A 21,030-nucleotide genomic window follows, 5' to 3' on the forward strand; every position below is an offset into this window, starting at 1 on the left:
ACGATGGCTACGCTGAACAAAGCGCTGACGCGACCTGCCGCCATAGCCGGCATTCCCCTCGTGCCGTTCGTGATGGTCAGCGGGGCCATCGTCCTGCTGGCGGTCTATGTCAGCTATTACCTGATATTACTGCTTATTCCCGCCTGGCTGGAGATGAAGGGAAAGGCCAGAACCGATATTCACTATTTCGGGCTGCTCTGGCTGGCCTTTAAAACCCGTGGCCGTTTTGGCACCAATAAACATTTTGGTGCCAATGCCCTGCTGGCAAACCGCTATGACGCCGTCGACGTCTCGGAGTTTATTGAAAAAATGAAGTTAAACGAGCACGTTACGCTGGATAAATACATTCCGTATTCCTCCCATCTTCACCCGCACGTCATCAGAAACCGCCAGGGTGATTTGGTAGCCAGCTGGGAGCTGGAGGGCACCATTTTTGAATGCGAGGACGAACATCATCTGACGTTAATGGCGACGCATCTCAATAACGTTATTCGGGGGTATGAAGGTCTGCCGGTTACCTTCTATCTTCACCGTATCCGGGAAAAGTACCACGATGTCTTTGACGCGAATTCAGGCATTCCCTTTTCTGATGAAGTGACCCGGCTGTATTACCAGCCGATCAACGAAAAACCGTTCTGGCGGCACCGGCTGTTTTTCACCCTCTGCTACGCGCCCTTCTCTCCGCTGGAGAAAAAGGCCATGAAGGCGCAGCCGTCCGGTAAACGCAAAGCGGCGCTGGATGATGCTCTGAAAGTGATGCTGGAATACCGGGAGGCACTGGCTTCCGCGCTGTCCCGCTATACGGCGACGCCGCTGGGGATGTATGAAGACAACGGGCGGGTGTATTCCGCCCAGTTGTCCTTTTATCACCGTCTGCTCACCGGCCAGTGGCAAAAGGTGGCGGTCACGCGTGCGGCGTTTTATGAAACATTAAGCACGCCGGATGTCTTTTTTACCACCGACACCGCCGAGTGCCAGACCGTCGGCGGCTCCCGTTTTTTCCGCAGTCTGGAAATCAAAGACTATTCGCCGGAGACCGCGACCGGCCTGCTGGACGCGCTGCTGTATGCCGAAAGCGAGTATGTGCTGACGCAGTCCTTCACCTGCATGGCCCGCGATGAGGCGCAGAAGCATATCCGTCTGGCGGAAAAGCGCCTGAATTCGGCGGATGACGACGCCATTTCGCAGCGCGAAGAGCTGATTGTGTTGCGTGACCTGCTCCAGTCCGGGCATGTCTCCTGCGGAAAATACCACTTTTCCCTGCTCGTATCCTCAGACAGCGCCGACCAGGTGATCAAGGACACCAACGCGCTGGCGCAGCCTTTCGCCGACCTCGGCATCATGACGACGCTGTCTACGCTGTCGCTGCCCGCCGCGTACCTGGCGCAACTGCCGGGTATCTATACGCTGCGCCCCCGTCTGGTGGCCGTCAGCAGCCAGAACTTTGCCGACCTGGCGAGCCTGCACAATTTTCATCCTCATAAACGAAACGGCAATCCCTGGGGCGATGCCATCGCCATCCTCAAATCCCTGGCGGTGGCGGGTATTACCTGAACCTGCACGACAGCCAGAGCGGGCGGGATGACTTCAACGAAAAAACGCCGGGTAACACGGCGATTATCGGTAAAACAGGCTCCGGGAAAACGATGCTGATGACCATGATGCAGCAACTGATGCAGAAGTACCGCAATCCGGCGACCTTCTCCGCCTCAGCCACAATCCAGCGGTTCACCACGGTGTATTTTGATAAGGACCGGGCGGCGGAGATGGCAATACGCCAGATGGGCGGACGCTACTTCCGTATCCGTACCGGAGTGCCTACCGGGTTCAATCCTTTTGCGCTGGCCCCAACCCGGCGGAATATCAGCTTTATCAAAGGACTGGTGCGCATGCTGTGCCGCCGCAACGGCAAGCCGCTCGATCCGCGCGATGAGGAGCGGATCAGTGCCGCCGTAGATACCATTATGCTCGACTACCCGCCCGAATACCGCAAGTTCGGTATCACCCGGCTGCTGGAAGTCCTGCCGGAGCCGCCAACCACCGACGCCCGCATCAACGGGCTACGTATTCGCCTTAAACAGTGGGCGCAGGGCGGCGAGTTCGGCTGGGTATTCGACAATGAGGAGGACACCTTCAACATCAGCGACGTCGAAAATTTTGGTATCGACGGTACGGAATTTCTCGATGATGACGATATTCGCGGCCCCATCACATTTTATCTGCTTTACCGCGTCACCGGCCTGCTGGATGGTCGCCGGCTGGTGATGTTCATGGACGAGTTCTGGAAATGGCTGGCCGATGTCGAATTTTCCCGCTTCTCGCTCAATATGCTGAAAGTGATCCGCAAGCTGAACGGCATCTTCGTCCCCGCCACCCAGTCACCTGACGAAATCGTCAAACACCCTATTGCTCCGGCGATTATCGAGCAGTGCAGCACGCAGATTTTTCTCGCCAACCCGAAGGCCAGCCGGGAGGATTACGTGGAAAAGATGAAAGTGCCTGAAAGCGTGTACGACATCGTCAGAAACCTCGATCCGGGTGAGCGCTACATGGTGGTTCTGAAAACGCCGTTACGCGCAGGTGAAACCCGGCCTTTTATGGCGATGGCGAAAATGGATTTATCGGGCCTCGGGAAACTCACCAAAATGCTGAGCGGCAGCGAAGACAACCTGAAACTGTTCGACACCCTGTATCAGGAAGGAATGCAGCCTGATGACTGGAAAGCCGCCTTCCTTGAACAAGCCCTGTAATATTCACGACGGAGGTAATGAAAATGCGGTTCAGAAAACTCATACTGGCATTATCGTTGTTTATTTCCACCCAGGCGATGAGCGCCGGAATACCGGTATTCGACGCCGTACAGAATACCGAATCCATGAATCAGTGGATCCAGAAACTCCAGCAGTGGCAGGAAACCGTTACCCATTACAGAAGTGAACTTGATGCCTACAAGCAGCAATTAGCCACGGCAACGGGCGTGCGGGACGTTCAGGCATTTCTCCGCGAGGCCAAAAGTCTGAGAACCGATATTGATAATCTTCGTCAAAACGGTATTTCACTCGATGACCTGCTGAGCAACCAAAACGGGTCATATTCGTCTGAACTGAATAGCTTGTATAACAAATATAAATCGTTCGATACCTGTAACCCCTCCAGCGCTTCACAACGCTATCTGGACAGCTGCAAACAGATGATCCTGAATCAGGTTGTAGCGATAGAAAATACGTCCGAGGTTGAAAATAAAATCGCGGGCACGCTCGACGATATATCAGATTTATCAGACCGTATTGCTAATGCGCAGGATTCGAAAGAGTCGCAGGACCTGGCTAACGCCATCGCAGCCAAAAGCGTACAATTGAATGTGCTGACCAGCCAGTGGGAAATGTCAGTCAAACAGGCAGAGCAACGTTCCACCATGCTGACTCAGCAGCGGCAAAAGGCTTTCAATGAGCAGCAACTCGCCGCGCCTGTTCCTGATTTTAATGATTGAGAGGGCAAACATGAAAACATCAATTTTGTTGATTCCAATTATTTCAGGATTCTTATTACTGACAGGATGTGATAACCCGAAATCAACGCAATGGTATAAAGAACACCAGGATGAAATGAATATCCGATATAAGACGTGCGAATCATCCGGTGATGATTCCATGGATTGTAAAAACGCACGTGAGGCACGATTTGAACTCCGTCAGGGGAATGCAAAGGTTCCCGATTTAAATTAACGAGGTGACCTATGTCAGGTGGTATGTTTGTTGGAATGAACAACACTATCACTGGCGGTTTAAATGCCGTACTACAGGGACAAACTTCCGTGTACGGCAATATGATCAGTGTTATCGCCGTCAGTTCATTTACATTATTTATCACTTATCGTGGGTATCAGACTCTGGCAGGAAAACTTCAAACCCCGATAGAAGATGTCGTATGGGATGTCGGACGAATGTTGTTGATCATGACGTTCGTTTTAAATCTTGGCAGTTGGCTGGATTTAGCCATCTCGGCCATTAATGGATTAAAAGATGGTGTCAGCGGCGACGATAATGTCTGGGCATTGCTCGATACCGTATGGGAAAAAGCACAGACAATCGGACAAAAACTTTATCAAAATGATGATTCCAACTATGTAAAACTTAACGGAGGGATTGCTGAAGTTCTGGTCTGGGGAGGCGCTATCGTTACTCTGCTATTCGGCTCGACCGTTAATCTTTTAGCCGAAATCACCATTCTGTTAATGACCACTACCGCGCCGATTTTTATTTTCTGCCTGCTATATAGATTCCTAACCTCCATGTTCAATAACTGGTTGAAAACTATACTTACCGTTATTCTGACGATTATGTTTTCAGCATTGTCAATCAGGATAGTGATTAATTATCTGAACGAAATATTGGATAAGGCGGTCAGTTTCGCGGATAACGCCAATATCATCACGCTCGGCGTTCAGTGCTGTGTCGCCGGTGTTATTTCAGGCGTCATCATCTACTTCTCAGCAAAAGTTGCCAGCGCATTAGGCGGTGCCGCCGTGCAGGCCGTGTTACAGGGTGCAGCCATAAGCGGATTGCGCGGGCTGGCGAGCAAATCTGCCGACGTCGCCGGACCCGGCATAAAGGCCGGGGGCCGACTGACCGCCAAAGGTGGCATGGCCGCAGCCGCGACAACTGGCAGATTCATTGCCGCAGGTGCGGGCAAAACCGTGAGCGCCTGGCAGAAACGTGCCACCGCCATTGACAGCATGAAACGCCAGAACCAGCAGCTTCACCGTTAATTCCTCCCGACCGTTAATCTCATTTCCCCGTCACGCCGTGGCCTCAGCCAGCGGTGCGGCCTTCCTGCATTAATCCGATAAGAGGCTTCCATGAAATTCAGCATCTTGTTTTTGGTGTTGTGCGCGCTTACGGGCTGCGCGCAGCATCAGGGCGACCTCCCGCCGGTGTCCGGCGATCCCCAGCCGGTGAATTCCCCCGCCATCATTCAGGAGCTGACCCACCATGTCTGATATTCAGCGCATCATTAATGTCTCGCGCTCTTTTGAATCCATCCTGCTGGAAAAGGAAGAGCGTTCCCGCAAAACCGCCTGGCGGGTGGCCGCTGCCGGGCTGATTCTGGCTGCACTGACGATCACGGCCATGATTATTCTGCTGCCGCTGAAAACCACTGACATTGAATTGTGGTCGGTGAACAAGCAGACCGGTCGTTATGAGTATATGACCCGCCTTAAAGAGCGGGATATTGCGTCTGAAAAAGCGCTGGCCCATTCACTGGCGGCACACTATGTCAGACTCCGCGAAGGGTATAATTATTTCTCCCTCCAGCGTGATTACGACGACATACAGTTATTTAACAGCGACAGCGTGAACCGGGATTATCTGGACGGGTTTAACGGCGACCAGGCTCCGGACGTTATTTTTAATAAAGCCGAATATGTCGTCTATATCGACATTATTTCTAATGTGCATGCGCCTGCCACCGGACCGGATAACCTGGCAACACTGCGTATTAAGCGCACCCTCCGCCGTATTTCTGATAATTCAGTGAAAACGGATTTCTGGAATATCCGCCTCACTTACCGTTATGTCCCGCATCAGCAACTGACGGACAGTCAGCGTGAAGTGAACCCGCTGGGCTTTATCGTCACCAGCTACCAGCGCGATAAAGAACTGAGGAACGAATGATGCTGAAAAACATCCTGCTCCTGACGGGCTTACTGGCATCATGCGCGGCATGGAGTGCCGCCACCCCGCGTGGCAGCGGCTATGACAGCCGGATGCAGAACGTATCGTATAACAGCCAGAACGCCACCGTGGTGAATACCCGCCCTGGCTACGTCACTACGCTGCTGTTTGACGACGATGAAGCTGTGATTGATGCGCAAGCGGGCTTTCCAAAAGGCTGGACGGTGACGAAGAGTGATAACCGGGTAGGCGTCAGCCCGAACCCCATCACCCAGCCGGTGACGGACGCCAGCGGCAACAGCGTCAGCCAGGTGTTCCTGCCCACGGCAAAGGACTGGAAGACCAACCTCTTCGTGGTGACCTCAAAGCGTGATTACAGCCTGGAGCTGAACGTGCTGGACCACGATTCCCCCTCGCAGGCGTTCGTTATCCGTTACCACTATCCGGCCGAGGTTCGCCAGCAATCTGCCGCCGCCAGCGCCGCGCGTCAGACGCAGCAGCGGGAAAGACAGGAGCAGCAGCAGATAGCCTCGGCATTCGGACAGGCCAGCACGCCACGCAACTGGCGCTACACCAAACGGGTCGCCGCGGGTTCGGCCTCCATCGCACCGGATTTTGCCTGGGATGATGGTCGTTTTGCTTATATCGGTTTTTCCCCCATCAGAACCCTGCCTTCCGTTTTCCGGGTGGTTAACGGACGGGAGCAGGCGCTCACGCCCCGGACGGTTAAGCAGGGTAATTACACCGTGATGGTGGTTCCTGCAGCGCCACAACTGGTGTTGCGTTACGGCACCTCGGTGGTTGGGATCGAAAACGACGGATTCGGGCGCATCCCGATAACCCGTAGCGACACTGTTTCACCGTCCGTTACGCTGGAGGCGAAATGATCGATAAACCTGTCCCGGACGAACCGGAAAAAACCACCGCAGAACGGGAAGCGGAAGCCCGCGAACGCGCCCGTGCGGCAATGGCGCATCAGGAACCGGAGCAGAGAACATCCCCCGGCCAGCCGGAAGTGACCCGTTTTCGTAAGGTATCCGGTCGCCGCACGCTGATCGTCAGCCTGCTGAGTCTGACTCTGGTGATCGCCCTGGCATCCGGCGGCGATCGTCTTTTCAGTGCATTGAAAGGGGGTAATGAGAAAGAAGCCAACACCGCGCCGCCGCCCTCCGCCGGGAAGACGCTTCATGAGCGTCAAAATCTGGGGATGGACAGTAACCCGTTTGGCCTGTTCGGGCCGCACACACAGGACGGAACAGACCCTGTCAGCCAGACCGTCTCCTCCGCACCCACCCTGCCACCGGCCCCAACCGCCCTGAACAAGGCAGCCGCGCTGGCTGACGGGGTGAACAACGCCCGAACAATGCCGGGCGATAATGCACACACGTTCCCGGGTGAAACGCGCAGCAACGCAGACACGTCCGACAGTCGGTCATCATCCACAACGTACACATCCTGTCCATCAGTACTGGCCAGGGGAAAGGATGGCAGCCTTCGCTGCACGGATACTGCCGCGCCGGAATCGGGTAACAACGACAATCCGGGCGTCGCCCGTGTCACCAGCGTCAGACGACTGGGCCTCGATCCTGATCTCTATATCCCGGTGGACCGCTATATCCCGTGTTCGATGATGTTGCGCTTCGTGTCCGATGTCGGGGGGCATATTTCCTGCCTGATCAGTGAAGATGTATATAGCGCCAGTAACCATGTGACGCTGATCCCGGCGGGAACGGTCGCCCGTGGCATCTACCGCACCGGGGCGCTGCAACACGGACGCAGCCGGATGTTTGTGCTGTGGACGGAGCTGCGTACGCCTGAGCCCGGCAGCCTGCAAATCCCGCTCAGCAACACGCAGGCCAGCGGCCCGCTCGGCGAGGCGGGGATCTCAGGCTGGATCGACAATCACTTCTGGGAGCGCTTCGGCAATGCCCTGATGCTCAGTACCGTCCAGGACGTGGCAGCGGCGGCGTCGGATGCTGCCCCGGGGAAAGACCGCAATACCGACTACACCGAAAACACCCGCGCTGCCACGGCGGAAATGGCGAAAACGACACTGGACAACGGCATCAATATCCCGCCCACCCTGTACCTGAATCAGGGTGATGTCATCGGCATCATGACAGGCACCGATATTGATTTCTCATCCGTCTGGCGGCTGCGACTGAAAAAGAGGTGGTATGAACGCTGAAAACCTGTCGCTGGATTTTATGAAAAACCAGCTGTTTGGTGATTTTATTGCGCAGGACGGCCTGACGGAAATTGCCGTTAACCGGCCGGGTGAACTGCATACCAAAATCCGGGGGAAATGGCGAAGACATGAAGCCCCGATTACGCTGCGCCAGTGTTACGCCTTTGCCAGAGCGCTGGCGTCCTGGCAGGACGATAATATCGACGACACCTCGCCGATCCTTTCCGCCACGCTTGAGTCAGGCGAGCGCATTCAGGCCATTATTCCCCCGGCCTGTGAGCGTAATACCGTGTCTATTACGCTGCGCAAACCCTCATTCGGGCAGAAAACGCATCAGTCCTGGATTGATGCGGGATTTTATAACCGGGTCAGCGGTCAGGAGCGAACGGAAGGCAAAGATGTTGAACTGACCCGTTATTATCAGAGTGAGGATATGCCCCGCTTTATGGAAAAAGCGGTGGAATACGGCAAGACGATTTTTATCGTCGGTGAAACCGGTTCCGGTAAAACTACCTATATGAAAACGCTGCTGCACTCTATTCCCCGGCACCTCAGGCTGACCACCATCGAGGACAACCCCGAAATCCGGTTCTATCACCACACTAATTATGTCCATCTCTTTTATCCGGGGGATGCCAGGGATAATGCCATTGTCACGCCCGGCAGGCTGATACGCGCCAATTATCGTATGAACCCTGACCGGATATTACTGGCTGAAATTCGCGGGCGGGAAGCCTGGGATGCGCTGAAAATCGTCGGTTCCGGGCATGAGGGATTAATGACATCCCTGCATGCGGGCAGCCCGGAAGAATGTATTGAAGGGTTAATTGACCGCTGCTATGAAAACCCCGACTGCCGGAACATGCCTTTCAACGTGCTGTTACGCAAGGTGCTTAAGAGCATTGATGTGATAGTCAGCATTGATATTCACGGTGACATACGCCGCATGAGTGATGTTTATTTTAAACCCCTTCATCTCAAAGACATGAGAGGTGTATTCAGTAAAGGGTTTCAATAAATAAATTATCGAATTACGCAACCCTCGTTTAAATATGAAGGTGACCGAAATGAAAAAATCAATATCCTCCGCATTATTACTCTGCATTATGGCGTCATATTCAACCTCCGTCATGGCCGCTGACGCCTGTGAAGTGGTGTTATGCATGTACGGTAAAGCCACCGGAAACGGCGGCGGCAATGAATGCCATTCGGCCGAACGTGCATTCTTTAATATCGTGAAAAAGAACAAGCACGGTTTTCTGCCGGACCATACTGCCGATGCCAGAAAATCGTTCTTACTTGAGTGTGATTCGGCAAACCCGGCAATTATCAGCCAGATTATCAGTAAATTTGGCCGCATGCGTGGTTAGTCAGCGGAGGTTATCTTTATGACCAAACCGGGTTTTATTCAGCATCCCTGGACACGTCAGCGCGGAGATTCCATGCGCGCAGCCTGTGTTATTGAGCACATTGAAAATGAGGCGATGCGTGGATGCGGCCTTTATTATGAAATTTATCACCACCGGGTTATCTGCAGGTTATTGCAATTACTGCAAACGCTGAACGCCACCGACAGAATAACGCTGACAGAAGAAGCTAACCGACGAGGGTTTACGCTGGATGAAACCAGCATTAAAGAAAGTCGTCAGTGTTATTCCGACATCATGAGGGAAATCCGCGAGAGCCACTATTAATCCCTGCATTAATTTTATTCGCAGGTCCCCTATAGCGCCAAAATATTTCAGCCGGGTCAGGCTTAAGGCCTGCCGGTTTTCAGGTTTTTACGGCCCAGCACATTTTTCGCGGATTAAGGAGCGAAGAAATGCGGGCCGTAAAAATGAGGCAGCGGACAGAATTATTTTCGCGGGTTAAGGAGCGAAAATAGTTCAGGCACCGCGCCTCACCGGCAAACAGCCGCGCCCACGCGGATTTTGCCGGCCGGGGGGAGCCGAATAAATTTCGCCGCCCCAGCGAGCGAAAAGCTGTCGCCCACGACAGCGGTTTATTTGGGGGGCATCGCCCCGCACACCGTCGCGGCTAAGTCTCCGGCCAAAAGCCGGTAGCGTGGCGCGACCACCCTCTTTAAAGGTCAGCTTCCCTTTTATTCCCGCTGCGAGGAACGAGCAAAGGGAAGAAAAAGGCGAAAGCGACCGTCTTAAAGGGGGTGGTCGCGCGTAGCGGGCGACGGTGTGCCGCCGTTGACGTTGGGGGTTTTGGCGCGGCGTCCAGCCGCGACATTACCCCCATGTGACATTACATAAGGGCGTCCAGCCCGCATGTACTGGCGCAGGCCGTTTCGAGCAGGGAAGCATGCTTTCCTGCACATGGCCGCATAGCGGCCACCTTCTTTATCCCATACGCTCGCCCCGCCTTTTCGCCCGACACGGTGGGGCGAATTGATGGGGCGATGTCATGGGGCGAACTGCTGACGAAGGAGGCATCGTGATTTTGAATAAGCTGGCCGTTTCACTGTCGCCGATAGTGAATGGCGCACTGAGCTTCATGGCTTTTATGCAACAGCATCAGCTGATGCTGGCGCTGTTATCGGGGCTGACGATGCCGTTTTTCGCGTCGATGAAAAGCGATGAACGGCAAAAAGCCCCGTTGTGGCAAAAGCTGATTATTGCTTTTTCCCTGCTGTGTTTTCTTTCCGGTACGATGGGGCCGGTACTTATCTGGATTTTCCAGTGGCTTTATCAAGGGCGGGTAGTCGCCAGCATTCCTGTTCTGGCATGGCCGGTGCTGATTACCTTTACCGTAACGGGTTTTATTTTGCATATTCTGCTGCGCAGGGTATTAACACCTGAATTAGATAAAATAAAGAAACGTCTCGTCAGAAAAACCACGCTTGAACGGGAATTACGCACCGATGTCCGTACGGTGAAATCACTGCTGCCGGAAACGCTGCATTATGACCCGCTGGATTATATCGACCTGAACAAAGGGTTATTTATCGGCATTGACCGAGATATTCAGCCGATGTATTTGCCGTTAAAAGACTGGCAAAAACAACACGCGGATATTATCGGCACCACCGGCGCCGGTAAGGGTGTTGCCACTGGAATATTACTATATCAAAGCATTCTGGCTGGTGAAGGCGTATTTGTGATGGACCCCAAGGATGATGAATGGGCACCCCACCTTTACCGGAAAGCCTGCGAGGATGCCGGTAAACCTTTTGCCCTGATTGACCTGCGAAAAACCCAATACCAGTTAAACCTGATTGAAGAAATCACCGCCGATGAACTGGAAGAACTTTTTGTTGCTGGTTTCAGTCTCGCAGAGAAAGGTCAGGAATCTGACTTTTATCGCATTGATGACCGGAAAGCGGCCCGAATAGCCGCGCAGTTTGTCACCCATAATACTGCCTCAACCATTCGAGATGTGTATAACGGTGACTACGTTCAGGGTATTGCAGATAAGATAAAAGCCTTTTTCGGAAAGATTGAAGAGCTGGCCTTGCTCAATGCCATTAATGCCCCCACCGGATTTTCGCTTAATAAGATATTTGAGGAAGGCGGTTGCTGTTATGTGATTGGCTCAATGCGCAACAGCAAAATCATTACCGCTCAGCGTATGCTGCTGGTTCGCCTGTACCAGCTGGCAGAAAGGCGCGAGCGGGTGAAATACGTGCCCCGCCCCATTGCTATTTATCTTTCCGAACTGAAATACCATTTATCCAGGCCCGCGCTGGAAGGCTTAGGCGCGGCGCGCGATAAAGGCGTGCATATTATTATGGACCATCAGTCTATTGCCGATTTAAAAGACTGCCCGGCAGATTTGAAAGGTGACGCCGTTGTCGGCGCTGTCGTTGAGAACGCCAAATTCAAACTGGTTTATCGTGTCATGGATCCGGACACCGCTGAATGGGTGGCCAGAATGTCCGGTACTATATTAGTCGATGATGAGGTCCGCAAAGCGAAAACCGACGCCGTGCTGACAGAGACTATCGACAGTGAACGCACCATCAGGCAGGCCGAGCGTTTCTTTACCGACAGCAATATGATCCTGAACCTACCCGATTTTGTCAGCTTCATCTTCACGACAAAAACTCTCCCCTCTGCTTCTCTGATTTCGCCCATCAGGGTGAAAAAACGCGAACTGGAGATCTGTGCCGTGTCGCCCGCGATTGCCGCCACCGCCACAACGGTAAACATCACCCTGGATTTTAGCGAGGAGGAAATCGCCCCCGGACCGGCATCAACGCCGGATATCACCACAACGCGGCCCGATCTTTTTTTTGATACGGACGAAAAAGACACAACAACACCGAATGCCGATAAAGAGGAAAACCCGCCATTGCTGGATTTTTAAAAAGGGGGGAATGATGCTTATCACCGCATACCGCGAACGCCAGACGCGGCACCGCGAAAAAATACAACGACTGCTGAATTTCCTGAAAGAAGAAACGTACAGTGACTTTAAAACGCTGATGCTGCTGTTCGGCTTCAGAGACCATAAATCGCTATATTCCCTTCTTTCAAAAGTCGAGGGTATGGGCTTAATACAAAAACATGTCCTGGTATCGCGCACGATGAAAATTTCATTGTGGGGCATAACCAGTGACGGACTGGCCGTAGTGTTAACCCCCGACGATACACTTTTTCCGGCACGGTTTGAGCCGTCAAAAATTACCGGCTGGACGCTGGAGCACCACCTTGATAATCAGACCGCCCGTATCATTCTTGAGCAAAAAGGCGCATCCGGATGGATAAACGGCGATCGCACAACCTTCCTCAGTCGTTATCAGACCAGCCATCGCCCGGACGGACTGATTACGCTGCCCGGTGGCACCGTGATCGCCATTGAGACCGAGCGCCGTCTGAAAACCAAAGCCCGTTATCAGTCGATCATCGCCAGTCATTTGCTTGCCCGAACCCGTAAAGACTGGATTTACGTTTTTTATATCGTGCCGGACCCGCAGAAAAAGCGCGGTCTTGAACGGCTGTTTGAGAGTATCAGGCACGTGATCGTTAACCATCAACACATTCCGCTGGAACCCCGCCACCGGAATGTATTCCGCATCTACACGCTCGACGAGCTGCAACGGCTCGATGTAGACCACGGCATATAGTTCTTCTCTATCACTTACAGTTCCAACCCACCCAACCCGCAGCGCAACGACCTGAAATAATACCTCTCGAAATACTCACACAACATCAGAACAGACAGGACTCCAGAATGAACAGAGAAACTGACCGACTTGCTGACGTACTGACTGAAATGAGCGCCAAAGCGCTGGTCACGTGGATGACGCATTCCGCATTGCACGACTTACCGCGCGAAGCATTACTGGTTCGCGGCCACGATTTTGTGTATGCCCTACATGCTAATTTTGTGCTGCTACGTGATGTTCTGTCAGAAACGCTGGAAGATATTGAGCAACAGAGCCATGATCTCGAAGAAAGACTGGATAGCCTGGAACAGCGGCTACTTGCGCTTCAGGCAGTTGCTGGTAACCGAGAATAGCTGCCCATTCAGCCCTGTCCGTGTGACTTGCTTTATTCCACTGTAGAGACATGACTGTTCGGTGCTCGCCTGGCTGCGCTCCGCCTCACTCGTGTCTCTACAGCGTTACTGTTTTAAGCGGCCCTACACGCAAAGCCGCATTCCGTTGCGACTCCTTCCTGCTCAGATTTTATCCATCAAATAACGATGCGCTTTGGATGCCGCGCTGGCGGCCTTGAAAATATAGCGTTTGTCGTTCTTCAGTGCTTTCAGCCAGGAAGCAATATAACTTTCATGCTGAACCTCTCCGACAATCCCCAGGTCCGCCATCAGGAACGCGCTTCCAAGCTCGGCGATCAACTCCTCAAAAGCATAATCCTCACTGCCAAACTTCCCTTTCATTTCTCGATTCAGACGGCTTTTACCACCACTCCAGTGCACCAGTTCATGCAGTCCGGTGGCGTAGAAATTGGCAGCATCGCTAAAAAGACGACGTTCCGGTAAATGGATTTCGTCAGTTGACGGTGCAAAAAAGGCGTTTTGTCCCTTCTCAATGATGGTTGCACCACTGTTACGGAAAAGTGCTTCCACACGCGGTAACGACTCAAAGGTCTCTGCCGGGAAAACGGCTTCGTCCCTCAGAGGCAAACCATCAATTTGCTCAACATTAAACACGGTGAACGTCTTCAGCATCGGGATATAGTCAGTTTCTCCGTCGTCATTTTCCTTTTCCAGTGTGGTATAGAAAATGGCGGTAGTGCCGTGTTCCCCTTTACGCACCTGCCCGCCTTCCGCTTGCGCCTGTTTGTAAGTCATCCAGCGTGAATCCTTGAATCCCTGTTCTGACGCACTGCTCCACAACAACATGATATTCATCCCGCTGTAAGCAGCACCAGTCGCATAATTTGAAGGTAATCCTGACATGCCCGGTACGCGCTGCCATGGGCAAGACCACGGTTTTACACCGGCTTCAAGCGCTGCAATGATGTTATCGGTGACGGTCTGATAAAAATCTGTTCTGGTTTGAGAAAATTTCGTTTTTGAGGAGCCTGACTGCTCCAGCGGGGATACGCTGGTCGCCATTGCGGTGTTAGGGGCGCTAGTTTGGGTATGCAGGGAAATAGTCATGGTTTTTCTCCGTCAGTGGTGTGATTTTCGTCTTCGTATCGCCTGACGGTTCGCTTTCCCGGCATCGTTCCTGCACGCAAGGGCGCAGAATGCGTGCCATTTACCCTTGCGGGACGGGTTGTGTTGGGAAACGATTTAACGGAAGCAGATATGAAAAGGGAAAGCACGTAGGAGAGGACCTGCTGCCTTCTACCAGTGTTGTAACGCAGCTTGCTTCATGGTGTTGATAATTCGGCTTATTATTTTGAGGATGGGATGTATACGATCCGAGATCCGGAAACATAGAGACCATCCATCTCAAGTGTTCTGTTGAATCACTTTTTTGTTTAAAGAAGCATCATAAAAGTATTGGTTTTTTTTATATTCTCAGTAATATAGATTTACAATTGGTTTCTAGTCGTTCAAAAAGTAATGACAACAATTAATTAATTAATTTTCTTACGGTTATTGTTGTTATTCGCTCCCTCAAATTGGAGTCAGGTGATGCAAATAGCTGGCGGTCTTTATCGTGAACTCTGTGAGAGTCCCTTCTGGGATATGACCTTCGGGTCTGGTGGCCGTGCGGCTATGGCTATAGCTTCACTTTGCTCAGATTCAGAGTTACATACCTATGCATCTGCATCCGATGAAAGCGCTATTTCGCAACTAAAAAGCCAAGGTATCCGTATAACTACAAATTTTCGACCTACATCTATTGCCTTTGCCTATTTCCATCCGCTTTCGGTTCCTCACATTGAACCATCCATCAAAAAAATTGAACGCCAAAGGCCAATCCATGTGACTGGAGAAGCAGTGTTACGCTTCGGATTTTTGGAGGGAGATGCTGTCGTTCATGCTAATAGGGCTGTTTACGACCCTCAGACATGGCGTAATCCCCAAGCCTTTTACGATAACGGTTCTAAAGCTAATGAGCTTTCTATCGTCCTAAATGAATTAGAGTTACAGCATGCAACGGGTATTGCACAGCAAGAAGAAGCAGTATCTCAGCTAATAAAGATGCAAAATGCTTATTCTGTGGTTGTTAAAGCTGGAATAAAGGGTGCAACCGTGTATGAGAGAACGGGGAAAATTACTTATATACCAGCATATCGCTCTTCGAAAGTATTCAAGATCGGTACAGGAGATGTATTTAGCGCCATATTTGCATTTCATTGGGCCTACCGAGGTTGTTCAGCCGAAAAATCTGCTGATTTGGCTTCGAGGTCGGTCGCTCTATATTGTGACAGCCGCCAGTTAACTTTTAGCCAAACATTAATGCCAAAATTGTCGCCAGTAACCTATATTCCACAGGCAAAAATTTGCTTAGAAGGAGCCGTTGATTCATTAGGTCAACGATATGTACTTGAGGAAGCTCGTTTAGCATTGAGTGAGCTCGGGATGGAAGTGTACTGCCCTGAACTATCATTCTCCACTTTGGACATAGTGGCTGATGCTGTGCTGGTTGTAGATGATGGGTTAAATATCGACGCCAAGAATCGCATTAACAATGCTATAGCAGAAGATATTCCTGTCGTCGTGCTACGTGAACGGATTACTACAAATACGACAGAGATTAAAAGCGCGTTAATTACAAATGATTTCACTACAGCAATGTACCTAACCGCCTGGTCAATTGATGCTTATCAAGCGTCAACTCCACAATAAAAAATGTAATTAATAATTATTGCGAATTAGGTTGTATAACGAAATGAAATTATCTGAGGCTTTGTTGACTTATGTCAGATGTGTATATAATTTATCCACATGAGAATATTAATATAACCCAGCGGTTGCATGAACTCCTTTCTCAACAATGGGATGTATGGTGGGATGACAATATTGTTGGTGAATGGAGACCTGCTATTGAAAAAAACCTTGCCGAGACGAAATGTGTTTTGGCGTTGTTTTCAGACTTTTCGCGCAAAGCGACCGTCACCGACGAACTAAGAGTGGCTCAAAAACATACTCAAAATATTATCGGGTTAACAATAGATCAAAGTGATCCTCCCTATCCTTTTGGAAGTTTAACGAGTATTGACCTTCGCGACTGGGATGGCGATGCATCTCATCCAGGTTTCCTACAACTGCAAAGAAAAATTGCACGAGTTGTATTGCCTCGTAAGGCCCCTAGTAGGCTGCAGGCAACCTCAGGTAGTAACTTACTTATTCCTAACATATTTATGTCTGTTTCATCTCATGAGACTCAGTTCTCACCTTCCGATGCATTAGAAGTGCTCAGAGTACATAAAACATCATCAATCCTTGTGTCAGCCTATGATTTAGTGAAATCCCATGACAAAAGAGAAATGCTTAGCAAAATTAAAGCATACCGCAAAGCAGGTGGCTTCGTTCTGATTGATTCTGGAAACTACGAAGCACGTCGATTGCAGGATAAAGAATGGAAACCCATTCACTACAGACAAGCACTGATGGATACACCCCACGATTGGGCATTTTGTTTTGATGTGGCAAAACCGAACCCCGAACCAGAAAAAGCCATAGAGCAGATAGTGAAGGCTGTTAAAAGGGATTCCAAATTCACAACTGCACCAATGCTACCCATCGTGCATGTTTCACAGGATGATGCTGGGCTTTCTAGATTACCTGTGATCGTAAAAGGTATTTCTGAGCGACTAAACCCTCAAGTTATAGCTATACCAGAAAGAGAACTTGGCGCTGGACTTGCTGCCCGGGCTAGTACAATGAAAAAAATAAGAAAATCCCTAGATGAGCTCCCATATTATCAACCTGTTCATCTGTTAGGTACCGGAAATCCATGGAGCATTGCAGTTCTTGTTGCTGCTGGTGCAGATACATTCGATGGTTTAGAGTGGTGTCGTTTTGCAATTGATCCTCGGCGGGGGCGGCTACATCACTTCCAACATTTCGATTTTTTCAAAAATAGTGGAGAACGAACGCCTTTTCTTGACATGGTCGATGCTCAAACAACTATTGGATATGCAGGGCAAGTAGCATTCTACAATTTGGAATACTACGCAGAATTTGGTCAGCTTATGCGTAGTATGATATCGACAAAAGATGCTGAACCCTTCGCGACGGGAGTAACAAGATTGTTCAGCAATGAGTTAAGAAAGCTTTTTCCTGAGGTTTTTCCATGAATAATTACACACCGGAGGCTTTATCTCGAGCCGTAAAAGCCTTATGTGCAGATCTAGATACTCGAATTGAGTGCGGGTTGGTATCTGATGAACGCTATTTATGGTGGGAACTCTCATGCTGCATACTCAGCAGCCAAGTGCCTTACCCTCTTGCTGTCGCTGCAGCTGATATCATTGACAAAGAGCAGTTGCTTCACAACTCTTACGAAAACCGTGACGAATTGATAACTCTTTTGTATGCAGTTCTTAAGAGACCATTGGAGGTTGAGGGAAAAAAACGGAGTTATCGATTTCCTAAAGCTAAAGCTGAACAACTAGCTGCAACACACACAGCAGTTGCCCAAACGGGGAAATCACTAAACTCATTGGTTAGCTGCGATGTATATTACGTACGCGCATGGCTGGTGGCTAACGCTCATGGTATAGGGCCAAAGCAAGCAAGCATGTTTCTTCGCAATTGTGGAGCAACTTATGACTTGGCCATTTTGGATCGTCATGTATTAGATTATATGTCTGCGCTTGGTATTTACTCAGGCAGTCAATCATCTATTTCAGGTTTAAATAAATATGGCCAATACGAAAATAAGCTACGTGACCATGCAGAGCAAATGAACTGTCAAGTCGGGCTGCTCGATTGGGCAATTTGGATTGTAATGCGAGTTGCGAAAAGAAATTATCAGGAGGAGTTAGCATGAGCATCGTTACTCTCGTTTCTGGCGGACTTGACTCGACACTGGTCGCTAAATTGGCGCAGGAAGAAGGGCTGCAAATTTTCCCCCTCTTTATCGACTATGGACAACGAGCTCGGGATAGGGAACTTGCAGCGTGCAAGTTATCGATGAGTACATTGGGACTGCCTGAACCAGAAATAGCAAATTTAGCTGGCTTTGGCCAACTAATACACTCTGGCCTCACCGACAAATCATTGCATGTAATTAATGATGCCTTCACTCCGGGGCGAAACCTGCTTTTTTTACTTACAGCTGCTGCCTATGCTTATCAGAAAAATGCAGATGCTATTTCTATTGGTCTACTCCATGAAAGCACAAGCCTCTTTCCAGATCAGACGTCAGAGTTTCTTGCTAGGGCGGAAATAATGATTTCATTATGCATGGGCAGAAAAATTAAAGTACTTGCCCCCCTTTCTGTTTTTACTAAATCAGATGTGGTTATGTTAGCAGATGAAAAAGGGATTTCAAATACGTACTCGTGTCATATGGGTAATGAAAAACCTTGTGGAAACTGCATCTCTTGTAATGAATTTAAGTTCGAGGATATGAATAATGGGCGGTAGCAGCACAGGTGGATGGAGCAGGCTTGGAGATGTGAGAGCCCTCGAACAAAAAGCTAAAGAAGCACTTAATGAGGGTAGAAGAAATGTATTCATCAGTTTTGCGACTGAAGACATGAATGAAGTTAATCTTCTCCGAGCCCAGGCTAAAAATGAAAATAATGATATTGAATTTAATGATCACTCAGTCCGAGAGCCTTATAACAGTGAACAAGCAGAGTATATAAAACGCAAGATTAGTGAACGCATTAATCGCGCATCAGTGACAGTTGTTTTTGTTTCCGATTCGGTAGTGCAAAGTCACTGGGTTAAATGGGAAGTAGAAAAAAGCCTTGAACTCGGGAAAAAGGTTATAGCAGTACACCCTGGTACACATTTTGATGGTGTTCTACCCAGGTGGATTTCTGATAATAATATAAAAATCATACCGTGGTCTAATTTATCTACTGAACTTAAATAAAAAATTAATTATGAATCTATGGAATTGAGAAATTCCATAGATTCATTTACAGTATTTGATGAGCATAATCATGAAAACCATTCATCTCTTTAATCGAGTAACTTCATATAGTTAAAATCAAACTTGGATGATTTGTATAAACCTCTCTCACATCCAAAACAATAACAAATTAGCATAGAGAGTACATCCGATTTTTAAAATCTCATAGTTAAAAAATCAGGCTAGAAATTTCAAAAGATGAAATTTTTCTTGATTGGAATAAATCCACAACTTTTAACATTGTGATTGATAAAAAACACACAAATTCCAACATTTTTATATATGTCATTTAAGCTAAGCAGCACTAGTGGTCAAAATCACATTTCTACGTTTCCTAAAATTATTAATTTTTCACTTTGGATAGACAAAACTTCACTTTTAGCTGCTAAATAAGTGTCAATTTCCCATTGAGCCATTGCTGCACCCATAAACTTCTGCTCATATACATTTCCGACATCCATATTTTGGCATGCAAAATAACAATTAGCTAAGGTCGCAAATATCCATCGTTTATCTGGCCTGTCAAAAAAGTCCGGTGACGATTCAATCAAAGTCAATGATTTTATTATTGACTTTCGTATTTTGTGAGCGCTCATAAAATCATATATTTTCTCAGCTTTTTCGTATTGCTCATGTGCACGATACTCAAAGCACAAAGCGAAATTTTCACCGTTGTAATAGTCTCGCCGAACTTCATATCCCCGCCCATAATAACTTATAGCCAAGTCAAGTGCAGCACGATCCCCCTGTAAAAGCCAAAGTCTCTTATTTATTGCCCCGGCAATGCCCAAAGTTTCTGGATCATTTGAGTGTGCAGGTTTGAGAGGAGTTAACACTGTTAAACCTTCATGCAATGCAGCTATCTCATCAGGAAGTTGCGATTTATATATACTTAGAGCAAGTTTTTGAAGGATATCAGGCTCTTCGGGCCTCATTTCGCGTGCAGCTTTGAAATGCTCAACTGCTAAAGCATGTTGACTTTTTCTTAGTAACTTCTCGCCTTCAAACATATGATGAGCAAGTTTCTTTTGCGCAGCCTCAGCCTCATCGACCATCTCAACATATTGATCGTCTGACATTCTTGGGGCAAGCAGATTTGGAAGAAATGTATAGACAGGACTGTCAATAATTCGATCAGCCATCGCCCTTTCTATCAGTTCACTTAAAGCCTTCATGGCTCTTATCGCCTCACGCCCCATGATATCCTCACCGAAATGAGCATATCTCAAGGTACTAACATGGTTAAGATCAAAGTGAAGCTTACCTTGATCTTCATTCATTATAATAGTTGAATTGGGCCTTAAAGCATGCCGCACACCGAGTTCATAAATCGCGTTTACGTTGCCTGTCGAGATGTCCGCAATGACTAAATCTGCGCGCAACAGCATTTCGTACATTTGGACATCGATAATACCCGACTGCGAAATCTCATCAGCTCTAACACAACGTAGACCACGACTCAAAACTGCAGGCTGGATAATCGTTTCGTAAGTAGCATTTAGATCCAGAGTACGACCAGTTTCGTAATCTGTTTTTTTACCAAAACCCATCACGACAAAACATACTTGCATCTCAGCGATTCCTTTTGGAAACGAAAGCATCAGTTTAAGAAGATAGAAATAAAAACAAAACATATCAAATGGTTAGAAAAATTTGAACATCGCAACAATGCATCATCAGCGATGATTCTATTCTACCACCGC

At 49.2% G+C, this 21,030-nt stretch carries 20 protein-coding genes and 1 pseudogene; 19 read left to right on the forward strand and 2 right to left on the reverse strand.

The window, feature by feature from the left end; all coding sequences use genetic code 11:
* Positions 1 to 3 precede the first annotated feature (3 nt).
* From ABLU96_RS28225 to ABLU96_RS28290, 14 genes and pseudogenes are all read left to right on the forward strand, one after another.
* Positions 4 to 2,750 (forward strand): annotated as a pseudogene (locus ABLU96_RS28225) (VirB3 family type IV secretion system protein).
* Between the two features lie 23 nt (positions 2,751 to 2,773).
* Positions 2,774 to 3,490: a type IV secretion system protein gene (locus ABLU96_RS28230; protein ID WP_163520634.1), complete on the forward strand. Its 717-nt coding sequence runs from the start codon at positions 2,774 to 2,776 to the stop codon at positions 3,488 to 3,490.
* 10 nt (positions 3,491 to 3,500) lie between these two features.
* Positions 3,501 to 3,725, forward strand: a complete 225-nt coding sequence (locus ABLU96_RS28235) for an EexN family lipoprotein (RefSeq protein ID WP_071823624.1) — start codon at positions 3,501 to 3,503, stop codon at positions 3,723 to 3,725.
* An 11-nt stretch (positions 3,726 to 3,736) separates the two neighbouring features.
* Positions 3,737 to 4,768 carry a type IV secretion system protein gene (locus ABLU96_RS28240; protein WP_163520582.1) on the forward strand — a complete coding sequence of 344 codons (1,032 nt, stop codon included), beginning with the start codon at positions 3,737 to 3,739 and terminating at the stop codon, positions 4,766 to 4,768.
* Between the two features lie 90 nt (positions 4,769 to 4,858).
* Positions 4,859 to 4,999, forward strand: coding sequence for a hypothetical protein (locus tag ABLU96_RS28245; protein WP_024359940.1), 141 nt, complete (start codon positions 4,859 to 4,861; stop codon positions 4,997 to 4,999).
* Positions 4,992 to 5,675: a type IV secretion system protein gene (locus tag ABLU96_RS28250; protein WP_163520580.1), complete on the forward strand. Its 684-nt coding sequence runs from the start codon at positions 4,992 to 4,994 to the stop codon at positions 5,673 to 5,675. Before ABLU96_RS28245 ends, ABLU96_RS28250 begins: the two co-directional genes overlap by 8 nt.
* The gene (gene virB9 / locus ABLU96_RS28255; RefSeq protein WP_163520632.1) at positions 5,675 to 6,562 is read left to right on the forward strand and encodes a P-type conjugative transfer protein VirB9; all 888 of its coding nucleotides are present in this window, start codon (positions 5,675 to 5,677) and stop codon (positions 6,560 to 6,562) included. Before ABLU96_RS28250 ends, virB9 begins: the two co-directional genes overlap by 1 nt.
* On the forward strand, positions 6,559 to 7,863 hold the full coding sequence (locus ABLU96_RS28260) for a TrbI/VirB10 family protein (RefSeq protein WP_163520578.1): 1,305 nt from the start codon (positions 6,559 to 6,561) through the stop codon (positions 7,861 to 7,863). Before virB9 ends, ABLU96_RS28260 begins: the two co-directional genes overlap by 4 nt.
* Positions 7,853 to 8,881, forward strand: a complete 1,029-nt coding sequence (gene virB11 / locus ABLU96_RS28265) for a P-type DNA transfer ATPase VirB11 (RefSeq protein ID WP_348863073.1) — start codon at positions 7,853 to 7,855, stop codon at positions 8,879 to 8,881. Before ABLU96_RS28260 ends, virB11 begins: the two co-directional genes overlap by 11 nt.
* A gap of 49 nt (positions 8,882 to 8,930) precedes the next feature.
* Entirely contained in the window at positions 8,931 to 9,233 is a 303-nt protein-coding gene (locus ABLU96_RS28270; protein WP_151711930.1) for a TrbM/KikA/MpfK family conjugal transfer protein, read from the forward strand.
* Between the two features lie 18 nt (positions 9,234 to 9,251).
* On the forward strand, positions 9,252 to 9,557 hold the full coding sequence (locus tag ABLU96_RS28275; RefSeq protein WP_348863075.1) for a hypothetical protein: 306 nt from the start codon (positions 9,252 to 9,254) through the stop codon (positions 9,555 to 9,557).
* A gap of 748 nt (positions 9,558 to 10,305) precedes the next feature.
* Positions 10,306 to 12,177, forward strand: a complete 1,872-nt coding sequence (locus ABLU96_RS28280; protein ID WP_348863077.1) for a type IV secretion system DNA-binding domain-containing protein — start codon at positions 10,306 to 10,308, stop codon at positions 12,175 to 12,177.
* 13 nt (positions 12,178 to 12,190) lie between these two features.
* Complete coding sequence (gene mobC, locus ABLU96_RS28285) at positions 12,191 to 12,937, forward strand: MobC family replication-relaxation protein (RefSeq protein WP_136156995.1); 747 nt, start codon at positions 12,191 to 12,193, stop codon at positions 12,935 to 12,937.
* 107 nt (positions 12,938 to 13,044) lie between these two features.
* Entirely contained in the window at positions 13,045 to 13,332 is a 288-nt protein-coding gene (locus ABLU96_RS28290) for a hypothetical protein (protein WP_136156996.1), read from the forward strand.
* 162 nt (positions 13,333 to 13,494) lie between these two features.
* Here ABLU96_RS28290 and ABLU96_RS28295 read toward each other — a convergent pair whose 3' ends face one another.
* Positions 13,495 to 14,439 carry a zincin-like metallopeptidase domain-containing protein gene (locus ABLU96_RS28295; protein WP_348863079.1) on the reverse strand — a complete coding sequence of 315 codons (945 nt, stop codon included), beginning with the start codon at positions 14,437 to 14,439 and terminating at the stop codon, positions 13,495 to 13,497.
* A gap of 483 nt (positions 14,440 to 14,922) precedes the next feature.
* Here ABLU96_RS28295 and ABLU96_RS28300 point away from each other — a divergent pair, with 483 nt between their 5' ends.
* From ABLU96_RS28300 to ABLU96_RS28320, 5 genes are all read left to right on the forward strand, one after another.
* The gene (locus tag ABLU96_RS28300) at positions 14,923 to 16,083 is read left to right on the forward strand and encodes a carbohydrate kinase family protein (RefSeq protein WP_112216932.1); all 1,161 of its coding nucleotides are present in this window, start codon (positions 14,923 to 14,925) and stop codon (positions 16,081 to 16,083) included.
* Between the two features lie 71 nt (positions 16,084 to 16,154).
* Positions 16,155 to 17,537: a toll/interleukin-1 receptor domain-containing protein gene (locus ABLU96_RS28305; RefSeq protein ID WP_136156998.1), complete on the forward strand. Its 1,383-nt coding sequence runs from the start codon at positions 16,155 to 16,157 to the stop codon at positions 17,535 to 17,537.
* Positions 17,534 to 18,232 carry a DNA lyase gene (locus tag ABLU96_RS28310; RefSeq protein ID WP_053142386.1) on the forward strand — a complete coding sequence of 233 codons (699 nt, stop codon included), beginning with the start codon at positions 17,534 to 17,536 and terminating at the stop codon, positions 18,230 to 18,232. Before ABLU96_RS28305 ends, ABLU96_RS28310 begins: the two co-directional genes overlap by 4 nt.
* The gene (locus ABLU96_RS28315; protein ID WP_136157000.1) at positions 18,229 to 18,831 is read left to right on the forward strand and encodes a 7-cyano-7-deazaguanine synthase; all 603 of its coding nucleotides are present in this window, start codon (positions 18,229 to 18,231) and stop codon (positions 18,829 to 18,831) included. Before ABLU96_RS28310 ends, ABLU96_RS28315 begins: the two co-directional genes overlap by 4 nt.
* Positions 18,821 to 19,288, forward strand: coding sequence for a TIR domain-containing protein (locus ABLU96_RS28320; RefSeq protein ID WP_112216934.1), 468 nt, complete (start codon positions 18,821 to 18,823; stop codon positions 19,286 to 19,288). The genes ABLU96_RS28315 and ABLU96_RS28320 overlap by 11 nt, the downstream gene beginning before the upstream one ends.
* A gap of 356 nt (positions 19,289 to 19,644) precedes the next feature.
* Here ABLU96_RS28320 and ABLU96_RS28325 read toward each other — a convergent pair whose 3' ends face one another.
* Positions 19,645 to 20,898: a tetratricopeptide repeat-containing protein gene (locus ABLU96_RS28325; RefSeq protein WP_348863082.1), complete on the reverse strand. Its 1,254-nt coding sequence runs from the start codon at positions 20,896 to 20,898 to the stop codon at positions 19,645 to 19,647.
* Positions 20,899 to 21,030 lie beyond the last annotated feature (132 nt).

The organism is Klebsiella sp. CN_Kp106, from assembly GCF_040064575.1.
In the GTDB taxonomy this organism is placed as follows: domain Bacteria; phylum Pseudomonadota; class Gammaproteobacteria; order Enterobacterales; family Enterobacteriaceae; genus Klebsiella; species Klebsiella michiganensis.